Annotated in this window: 8 protein-coding genes; all 8 read left to right on the forward strand. The window is 66.9% G+C overall.

All coding sequences use genetic code 11. The features are described from left to right. Positions 1 to 40 precede the first annotated feature (40 nt). The 8 genes from MTX34_RS22020 to MTX34_RS22055 all read left to right on the forward strand — a co-directional run bounded on the left by MTX34_RS22020 (position 41) and on the right by MTX34_RS22055 (position 9139). Positions 41 to 1936 (forward strand): ATP-binding protein, encoded by a 1896-nt coding sequence (locus tag MTX34_RS22020; RefSeq protein ID WP_243610820.1) that lies wholly within the window; start codon positions 41 to 43, stop codon positions 1934 to 1936. Further along, positions 1933 to 2250 carry a hypothetical protein gene (locus tag MTX34_RS22025; protein ID WP_008720879.1) on the forward strand — a complete coding sequence of 106 codons (318 nt, stop codon included), beginning with the start codon at positions 1933 to 1935 and terminating at the stop codon, positions 2248 to 2250. Before MTX34_RS22020 ends, MTX34_RS22025 begins: the two co-directional genes overlap by 4 nt. Further along, positions 2250 to 3947, forward strand: a complete 1698-nt coding sequence (locus tag MTX34_RS22030; protein WP_374640263.1) for a peptidoglycan DD-metalloendopeptidase family protein — start codon at positions 2250 to 2252, stop codon at positions 3945 to 3947. Before MTX34_RS22025 ends, MTX34_RS22030 begins: the two co-directional genes overlap by 1 nt. Next, entirely contained in the window at positions 3944 to 4525 is a 582-nt protein-coding gene (locus MTX34_RS22035) for a hypothetical protein (RefSeq protein ID WP_008720881.1), read from the forward strand. Before MTX34_RS22030 ends, MTX34_RS22035 begins: the two co-directional genes overlap by 4 nt. A 29-nt stretch (positions 4526 to 4554) precedes the next feature. After that, positions 4555 to 6417, forward strand: coding sequence for a type IV secretory system conjugative DNA transfer family protein (locus tag MTX34_RS22040; protein ID WP_243610821.1), 1863 nt, complete (start codon positions 4555 to 4557; stop codon positions 6415 to 6417). Next, the gene (locus tag MTX34_RS22045) at positions 6414 to 7193 is read left to right on the forward strand and encodes a DUF4913 domain-containing protein (RefSeq protein WP_243610822.1); all 780 of its coding nucleotides are present in this window, start codon (positions 6414 to 6416) and stop codon (positions 7191 to 7193) included. The genes MTX34_RS22040 and MTX34_RS22045 overlap by 4 nt, the downstream gene beginning before the upstream one ends. Then, positions 7190 to 8764, forward strand: a complete 1575-nt coding sequence (locus MTX34_RS22050) for a hypothetical protein (protein WP_243610823.1) — start codon at positions 7190 to 7192, stop codon at positions 8762 to 8764. The genes MTX34_RS22045 and MTX34_RS22050 overlap by 4 nt, the downstream gene beginning before the upstream one ends. Before the next feature lie 126 nt (positions 8765 to 8890). Next, on the forward strand, positions 8891 to 9139 hold the full coding sequence (locus tag MTX34_RS22055) for a hypothetical protein (protein ID WP_243610824.1): 249 nt from the start codon (positions 8891 to 8893) through the stop codon (positions 9137 to 9139). Positions 9140 to 9263 lie beyond the last annotated feature (124 nt).

Below are 9263 nucleotides of genomic sequence, written 5' to 3' on the forward strand. Positions count from 1 at the left end.
ACCACTCCTGCGTCGTCGACCGATCGAGAGGACCACCCCGGTGCCCACCACCCACGCCCGACCGCCCAAGCCCGCATCGACCCGCGTCGACAAATACAAGGTCATGTCCGACGCCGACCGCGCCGCGCTCGAACAGCGGTGCGCGGCCGCGACCGGTATCACCGCCTTCTGGCTGCGTGCCCGCCTCAACCGCGACGCCAACCACCGCCGCAACCGGGACCGCGACCTGGCACTGCTCGGTGACGGCACCGACACCGCGCGGTTCACCGAATCCGACGCACGCGGATTCAAAGGCGAAAGCAGCGGCCGCATGGCCATCGTGTTGCCGCCGGTCGAGTACCGCGGCACCACCAAGCAGGTGGCGGGGCTCTATCCGTGGATCTTCGGTGCCTCCGCCCCGATCCTCGGACCGATCCTCGGGCCGCACCTGTCCACCGGAGCTCCGGTCGGCTTCTCACCGCTCGCCGCGAAAGAACGCGGCGCGATCACCGCCCCGGCGTGCATCATCATCGCGCTCAACGGATTCGGTAAATCGACCCTTCTGCGCCGCATCGCCCTGGGAGACATCGCCGCCGGTATCCGGGTGATGTGGCCCGGCGACGTCAAGCCCGACGGACGCAAGCTCACCGAAGCGGTCTGCACTACCGGCGTCAACGAAGTCGGTTACGGCACAGGTTCGTTGAACCCCCTCGACCCCGGCCCGATCGGAGTCGCCCTGGCCCGGTACATCACCATCGATCCGGACCTGCGACGACGCTACGAGTTCGCACTGCACTTCCGTCAGGTCAACCTCGTACTGGCACTGTGCGAGATCGTCCGCCGAAGTCCATTGCAGGACTACGAAGAAGCAGTCATCGACTCCGGTATCCGCCTGCTCTACACACCCGTCTTTGACGGCGGCCGCGGACACGACGTCGAGCGGCCCGCCCGCCTGTCGGACCTGCTCGACCTCGTCGACAGCTGCCCCGAGGAGCTACAGAACGACGTCGTCGCAGACACCCCCGAGGAGTACCGCGGGCAGGTCAAACCACTGCTGAGGACCCTGCGCGCGCTCACCAAAGGCCGGTTCGGGGAAACGTTCGACTCGAACACCACCGTCCGGATCGACATCGACAACCCCTCGACCTGCCTGGACATGTCCGCCGTCCCCGAAGGCGACTCCCTGATGCGTGCCGCCGTTCTCGTCTCGGGCTGGTCGGAGTGCTTCGCCGCCGTCGACGCCGCGCACCTACGCGCCACCAGCGGCAACGGCCCACACCTGGCGTTCTCGATCCTCATGGACGAGCTCTGGCAGGTCCTCTCGTGCGGTCCGACGATGGTCGACCGCCTCGACGGCGTCCAGCGCCTACAGCGCACCAAAGGCGTCGGCGTCATCGCGGTCACCCACTCGGTAGCCGACCTCGAAAAAGTCGGTGCCTCAGGATTCTTCGAACGCTCCCGCGCCCGCATCATCGGCCCCATCCCCCGCAGCGAAGTCGCCCGCCTCTCGGAGGTCATGCAGTTCTCCGAGCGGGAGAAGACGATGCTCACCAACTGGTCGGACTCGGCCGACCTGGGTTCGGCCGCGACCGCGATGACCGCGGCGCGGATTCGCTGCAAGCACTGCTCACGGTCGCTGCTCTACCTCGCCGGCACCCAGACACCGGAATGGGTGCACCAGGACAGCGAAGCGCGGTACTGCGACGCCGTCGACCCGCAACAGGACGCGTACTTCCAGGCGCAGGCCACCGACCGCATTGCCGAACCACTCGAAGCGGTCAAGCAGCCACCCTCCGGGATGGGGCACTTTCTGCTCAAGCTCGGTGAAGGCGGCCGCCCCGGTGTCCCGTTCCGGGTGTGGGTGACCCCGGCCGAGAAGAAGTCGGGAATCCACGACACCGATGAGCGGCTCGACGCGGCCGCCGAAGAGCAGCGACGTGCGGCGGTGACCCGATGACTGCGTTCGGTGGAGGTGAGCGCCGCAAGTACCGGATCGTCGACGACGCCACTCGCGACGCCGCTATCGGCACCGTGTGCGGTGCGATCGAGAAGGGAACATCGTTCACGGCGGCCTGCAAGGTCGTCGCTCAGCATCTCGACGTCGCCGAAACGACGGTGCGCGGTTGGGTGAACGACTCCGGTCGGCGCCCGCGCGCCGATTTCGAGCAGGTCCTCGAGCTGCGCCGCGCCCTCGAAGCCGCAGCCGAGCTCAACCACCGGCTCGCCGCTCAACGCACCAGCGGGTCGATGTTCGGGACGGCGACCAGCTGATGGCGTCGTCGTCCTCTTCCTCGTCGGCCGTGATGGGTGTGCTCGCGGCCGTCGTGGCGGTGATGATGAGCCTGGTCGTGATGATGTCCTTCCTCGCTCAGGACGAAGAGGACCAGGCCGCGATCGGGGCACTCGATTGCATGCCCGGCAGCAGAGCGACCGGACAGACGCAGGGCAACCTCCTTGCCGCGCCCGGGTCGTTCATCAAACCCGTCGACCCCGCCCAAGTGACGTTCACCAGCGGTTTCGGTACTCGCTGGGGTGCCCAGCATCAAGGCATCGACCTCGCCGGACCGATCGGAACCCCTATCTACGCCGCCGCCGACGGAACGGTCAACGCCGCCGGGAACGCGTCCGGCTTCGGGCAGTGGGTCGTGCTCGACCACGTCATCGACGGCAAGACCATCTCCACCGTCTACGGCCACATCGACACCTTCACCGTCGCCGCCGGCCAACCCGTGCGCGCCGGGCAGCTCATCGCCACCCTCGGTAACCGGGGTGAGTCGACCGGCCCGCACCTGCATTTCGAGATCTGGGACGGTGGCCACGCCGGCGGGCAGGCCATCGACCCCCTCGCCCAGTACGAAGCCGCTCCCGCACCGGGGCAGGCTCCCGCTGCGGCGAGTCCGGCACCGGCCGCCCCTGCTGCTCCTGCTGCCCCGGTCGACCAGCTGGCTGGCGCTACCGCAGGCGGTGGTGACCTCTCGGCCCCGACACCGGCGTCGATGGGCTCGGAAGCGAATTTGCAGGTCGGCACCAAACGATTGATGCGCGCCCTGGCCATGAAGTTCGGGGACCGGCTCGACTCGCTCGGCGGGTGGCGAGCAAACGGCGGAGCGGCCACCGATCACCCCGAAGGCCGCGCCGTCGACGCGATGATCCCGAACTACTCCTCCGGCGAAGGCGTCGCGCTCGGCAACGAGGTCCTCGATTACGTCATGGCCAACGCGGACTTCTTCCACCTCGAGTACGCGATCTGGCGTCAGACCATCCATTTCCCCGGCCAGGAGCCCTCCCTGATGGAGGACCGCGGCTCGGACAACGAGAACCACATGAACCACGTCCACATCACAGTCGACGCCTCCGGCTTCGACGACGCAGCCGCGGTCTGGGGACAGCTACCCGGCGGCGGGGCGGGATCGAACGCTGCGGCCACGAGCCCGGGCTGCACCGTCGCCGGCGGAGGCCTCGGTGAAGATCTCGCCGACGGATCGGTCCCACCCGAGTTCGAGCAGTGGATCCGCAAAGCAGGCGGGATCTGCCCGCAGATCAAGCCCTCGCTCATCGCCGCTCAGCTCGACGCCGAGAACGGATTCGCCTACGGCGCAAACGCTCCCGTGTCCTCCACCGGTGCCGGTGGGCCCGCGCAGTTCATGCCGGGCACCTGGGCCAGTTACGGCAAGGACTACGACGGCGACGGACGGGTCGACATCAATTCCATCGGAGACGCGGTCATGGCCCAGGGCCAGTACATGTGCGATATCGCCAAGGCCATCGATGCCGGGATCGCGGACGGACGTGTGGCCGCGCCGAACGGTCCGACCGAGCTGTATCTCGCCGGCTACAACGCCGGCGAGGGAGCCGTGCTGTCCTCGGGCGGATTCCCCACCGGTTCCACCGATTACGTCGTTCAGACCCGCCCGTACGCCGACAAGATCATCGCCGGTGAAGCCAAGTACAGGAAGCAGAACTCATGAACGCCCACTCCAACGCTCGCACCGCACTGGTCCATCGTCGACGACTCCTGCTCGCTGCGGCCATCGCCGCGGTACTCGCTGTCGCGGGCTGCGGTGGATCACCCGATCCCGATCCGATCCCCGAAGGCACCGACGCCCACGTTCAGATCGACCCACTCGACCCCTCCGGCCTCGACGCCCCCGGTGCCGCGACGACAGCGATGAACGCCATTCTGTCCTGGCAACCCGCCGTCGACGACAGCAAGGCCGCCGCGCTCGCCCGCGCACGGCCGTGGATCACCACACCCCTGATCGACACCCTTGATGCACCACAGAGCACAACCGAGCTACGTCCGGACAAGGAGTGGGACGCCTGGGCCCGCTCGAAAGATTCCCTCACCGCCACCTGCTGGCCCGTCGAGGGTGCCACCGCCCCGCCTGCCGGAATGCGCACGGTCATCGTCGACCTCGAATGCCGCCAACGAGTCCTCCACGCCGACGGCTCCTCGACACAGCGACCCACCGAACCGTGGCGCGCCACCGTCATCACCACCCCAAACGGGTGGAAACTGTCCGACTTCCGCTACCGCACAACCTGATCCGCCACACCCACCCTAGGAGAGCCAGCGTGAACAACGACGTCAAAGATCCCACGAACGACACAGCCGCCACGTGGCTGCTCGCCGGAATTGCCAGTGCTGCAGTACTCGTCGGCGGAGGAGCGTCGATCTCTCTGCATCTGGGTAGCGCTCTGTCCGATACCGAACAGAATGTGCCGGCCAACCCTGCCGACGTCGTCTCCCAGCTCTACACCGGTGATCTGGTGTGGCCGACCGGTGCCACCATCGTCGCAGTGTTCTTCGCACTCCTGCTGCTGGTGTTGCTCGGGGCGGTGGCGGTCGGCCTCGCCCGTCGCCGGGCCGGCCGCAGCCGCGTCGACGACGCCGCCAAATATCTCGCCTCCATGAAGGATGTCCGGTCGTTGACCGAAAAGTCATGCCGCGCAGCAGCAGGCAGGCTCGGAACCTCGATCGAGAAGGGTTGCCCTCCAGGGGTGCCGCTCGGTGTCATGGTTGGAACGAACGCCAGGCTGTACGCCGATATCGAATCCACGCACGTCGACATCTGGGGCCCGCGTACCGGTAAGACCACCTCCCGGGTCATTCCAGCGATCCTCGCCGCGATCGGGTCGGTGTTGACCACCAGCAACAAACGCGACGTCGTCGACATCACCCGTGCGTACCGTGCCGAGATCGGCACCGTCCGCATCTTCGATCCTCAGCGGGTGGCGCACGAGCCCCCGACGTGGTTCTGGGATCCGCTGTCCTGGGTGCGATCGGCTACCGCGACCACGGCCGCGACGGACGACATCGACGATGTACTCAGCGACGTATCGGTGCACGAACGCAAAGCCGCGGCACTGGCCAAGCAGTTCGCCGTCGGCGCGGACGGGCAAGCTGCCAGCAAGGACCCGTTCTTCGACCCCGAAGGTGAGGACCTGCTTGCGTCACTGATCCTCGCTGCAGCAACCTCCCGCTACGGCATCACACAGGTGTACCGGTGGGTGACCGACGAGCAGAACCTCGAACCGATCCAGCTGCTCCGCGAGGGCGGCTACTCCCTGATGGCAGACGGCCTCTCCGCCCACTACAACGCCACCCCGAAGCAACGCAGCGGCGTATTCACCACCGCCAAGAAGATGATCAACTGCCTCAAACTCAGCTCGGTGCATCCCTGGATCGAGCGGACCGGACCGGGCGATACCCGGCCCGAGTTCGACCCGGCCACGTTCGCACGGTCGCAGACCGACACCCTGTACAGCCTGTCCAAGGAAGGCGTCGGGTCGGTCGGGCCGCTGGTCACCGCCCTCACCGTCGCGGTGTGTGACGAGATACTTGACTACGCCAGCGAGATCGAGGGCGGGCGTCTGCGTACACCGGTCCTGTTCGCCCTGGACGAGGTCGCCAATGTCGTTCGCTGGCAGGAGCTTCCCGGCCTCTACAGCCACTTCGGCTCGCGCGGCATCATCATCATGTCCATCCTGCAGTCGTGGTCGCAGGGGGTGCGCTGCTGGGGCGAGGACGGCATGAAAGCGCTGTGGTCGGCCGCCAACGTGAAGGTCTACGGCGGCGGTGTCGCCGTCGACGACGGACCGTTCCTGCGCAACATGTCCACTGCCGTGGGCGATCACTACGAACTCTCCGGATCGGTTTCGTCCGGACGAGGCGGTGGGTCGCAATCGCGGCAGCGCACCAAGGTGCGCACCCTGACCGAAGACGCCCTCGAAGCCCTCCCCCGCGGCCGCGCCCTGGTCCGCTCGTCGGGCAATCTGCCGGTATTGATCGAGACGGTGCAGTGGAGCGACGGCCCGTACGCCGACGCCGTGGCCGCCGCGCAGGAGCGAGCCAACCAGGCCGCCGACGACCGAGCCGGCACCGTCCGACTCGACAAAACACCCGAGTTCAGCGGAACCGAAGCCACGCCGCTATGAGCGACGACGATCCCGACTTCGATCCGCTGAGCGAGATCCCCTCACCCGACGAACCCTCGCCCTACGACGACCTTCCAGCGTTCGAAGATGCCCCGCCGTTCGGTCCGGGCAACGAGACAGTCTGCGACGCAACGGAATACGCGACGGCAGACGAGCTGCCACAGAGTCTGCAAGCGTTGGTCGAGCACAGCGTGAACAGACGCATCAGCAAAGAACTCGCCGCCATCGCGGAGGCGCAGTTCGAGGAAGCCCTGACACCCGAGCTGTACGAACGGATGCAGACCGCCACGGCACGCGCACTGGCGGCCCACCTCGAGGAAGCAGCACGTCGAGCCGAAGCGGACGCCGACAACGCCGAAGCGACACCGGTGTACGAGACCCTGCTCGATTTCGTCGACGAGATGATCCGGCCGCACTATCGCCGCGAGGTGGTCGACGGCAACAGCAAAAAATGGTGTCCGCAGTGGTGGGCGCACGGTGAGGCGTACCGGCGTCTCGACGCTCTCTGGAGGGCGTGGGAGCACCTGAGGCAGGACCCGAACACCGGGATGAGCGTGTGGTGGAGAGATCACGCCGACCACCACATGAGCAAGCTGTTCGACCCTCAGGGCCCGTTCTCCGCCTGCAGCGTCAAACACGGACACAAGACGTCCCTGCCGCCGCTGCCCTCAGATCCACCCGACCCGGCCCTGTTCGGAACACCCGCAGATCCGCGAACCGCCGCCCCCGCACCTGAGCTCGTACCCGCCGCATCCGAAGGAGACGAACACCGATGACTCACCCCACCGACGCCCTCACCGACGACCTCGCCCGCGCCCTCCGCGCCACCCTGCAGGTCGCCATGCTCGCCGGCCAGGACATCGCGCGTCGACGCGATAACCGACTCCGTCAGGCGCAACAGGACAGCGAGCAACGCGCCGCCGCCCTCACCGCTCGCCTACGGGCCGAACGTGCCTCCGCTGAGGCTCAACTACGTCCGGTGCATTCACCGCGTTGGTGGACCGCCGCAACCCCGGAGATCCTTGCGAACACCTACCGCACCGCGTACGCGTGGAAGGACCAATCACCGCTCGCCGCCGACACCCTCATCCGCCTCGACGAGCAGCTGGCGCAGCGGCACGGAATCGACACCAGCAAGCTGGGTGTCGACAGAGCAGCCGTCGCGGACAAGGTCGAGGCGGTGATGAACGAACGCATCGCCCGCGAGAAGGCATCGGAGCCGTACACCGAGCGCGGCTTCACCGTCGTCGAGGACCGTCCCGCCGGCCGGGGATTCATTCCCACCTGGGACCTCCGGCAGGCCAGCGGTGAGAACGTCGATCAAGAGACCATCGACACCGCACCTGCTCACTGGGCGGTCTACCTCGCCCGGGACAACGACACGGGCGACTGGACGCCCGAGTACTTCTGCACCGACCCCGACGCGGCCGGCTTGAACCGCCCGATCCCACCGCTGTATCTCGCCTACGAGGACTGGTGGTGGGAGATGGCCGCCGATCACCAGATCGCGGAAATCCACGACCAGTTCGTCCACAACGGCAGCGCCTACGGCATCGCCCACATGCAGGATCAGATCTCTCGCCGCTACGGCATCGACGCCCGACCGTTCGCCGGCCTGCCGGACGACCTCGCAGCCCGCATCAGCACTGTCACCGCCGAACGCGACAAGGAACGCGCCGACGACAAAGGAACCCGAGAGCGAGTCGACGCCGCCGCTGCGATCGCGCAGGCCGACGCGATCGACAAGTCGGCCACCCGCCGCCAGACGAGCGAGGCCACCGCGCAGCGCGCGCAAGAGCCCTCACCCTCACCTCGCGAACAGCAGGAATTCGCGGACGCGTTGGAGTGGGCCAAACAGGCTGTACCCCGCGACGCCGAACGCTACGTCGACACAGTCGGCCGCCGACAGGACGCTGCACGCGAAACCATCATCACCGGCTGGGAGGTAGCCCAGTCGAAAGGATGGGCCGCAGACCACGCGCCCGCACTTGCAGCTCAGTTCGCGCAGAGCGAGGCGTCGGCGAACCGGGAGGACTACCTCACTGCCAGAACGGAACTGATCGGGGAATGGACGACCGCAGGACGTCCCCACGTCGATGTCATATCAGCGTTAGCGCCGCCTGCGGTCCCATTCAAGTACGACTCGAAGGAACGCCGCGACGCACTGACGGAGACGCTGACAGCCGCCGGCGTCGATCCCGATGCCATCGCAGCCCGGCTAGCCGCTGATCGAGACAACGCCCACCCGATCGGCGCTCCTGTCGCAGGCGCGTCTTTATCGCCGAAGGCCCGCAAGGGTGACCGCAGCGCCGGTGTCGAAGTCAGTACCGAAAAAGGTGACCGATAGTCACAGCCCCGCCAAAGCCCCGCCCCCACCCTGGGGGTGGGGCTTCGCTCTTCTTGAGCTACCCCAGCCAGAAGGGCTGTTCGAGGTCCATTGCGTCCCGCTGCGTGCTTGGGTACCCCAATGGATATGGACATCGCTGTTGGGTGGATCGGGGCAATCAGTGCCGGAGGGGGCGCAGCAATCGGCGGCGCAGTGACACTGCTCGCCAACATACAAACCAATCGAGCTGCGAAAAAGCAACGGGAGCAGGAGCGAGAACACGCCGTCACAGACCGGCAGTTCAATTCACAAGTTGCCTTCCTCGACGCCGCGAACGAGCTCACGGAGAAGATCCGGCAGCACTGGGGAAGCCTGCTCGACGACGATGCCGACTGAGGTTCACCCCGAAAAGTGGACAGTGGCTACGCGGCCATAATCGGCGCGTTCAGTGACTGTTCGTAATTGTGGGGGCTGAGCATTCCGATCGTGGAGTGCCTACGTCGAGTGTTGTAGAAGTTCA

The sequence above is a fragment of the Rhodococcus sp. ARC_M5 genome (assembly GCF_022810405.1).
GTDB classification, from domain to species: Bacteria; Actinomycetota; Actinomycetes; order Mycobacteriales; family Mycobacteriaceae; genus Rhodococcoides; species Rhodococcoides navarretei.